General features: G+C 37.6%; 1 protein-coding gene. It reads left to right on the forward strand.

Annotated elements, in window-relative coordinates; translation table 11 throughout:
- Positions 1–695, forward strand: a 695-nt coding sequence (locus ABD917_RS08765) for an AAA family ATPase (protein WP_345119675.1), incomplete at both ends; no start/stop codon positions are given.

Below are 695 nucleotides of genomic sequence, written 5' to 3' on the forward strand. Positions count from 1 at the left end.
CTTGCTGCGTGGGAACTAGCGTGGAAAAACAAAAAAGACGAATTACGGGTTGGTGATATTTTTGTCATTGATGAAGCTGGAATGATTTCTTCAAAACAACTTTCTTATTTTGTCCAAAAAATTGAAAAAGCAGGGGCTAAAGTTGTTCTTGTTGGTGATCATATGCAGTTACAACCCATTGAGGCTGGAGCGGCATTTCGCGCTGCCGTTGATAATATTGGTTACATAGAATTATCCGGTATCAGAAGACAAAAAGAAGAATGGGGGCAAGTAGCTTCGCGTCAATTTGCACGTGGACAAGTGAAAGAAGCTTTAGAACAATATAAAGAAAGAGGATTCATTTGTGAGACAAAAACACGTGACCAAGCCATAAAAACTCTTGTTAAAGATTGGATGGATACACGAATAAAAGTAGAAACAAAATGTGCGGAAGAAGGAAAAACTTTACGCGGTGACGAATTACTTGTTATTGCGCATACGAATGCGTCCGTAAAAAAATTAAATGAAGAAATTCGAACCGCTCTTAAAGGTGCTCATTTACTTAAATCTGAAGATAGTACAAGCATCACAAATTTTGATACCCTGAAAGGTCAACGGGAGTTTATTGTTGGTGACCGAATTATCTTTCTTGAAAATGCTCACTTTGAAGAAAAACATGCCCCGGAATTGGGAAAGCAAAAAGTTAAAAATGGTAT

This window comes from Bartonella pachyuromydis, from assembly GCF_039543065.1.
In the GTDB taxonomy this organism is placed as follows: Bacteria; Pseudomonadota; Alphaproteobacteria; order Rhizobiales; family Rhizobiaceae; genus Bartonella; species Bartonella pachyuromydis.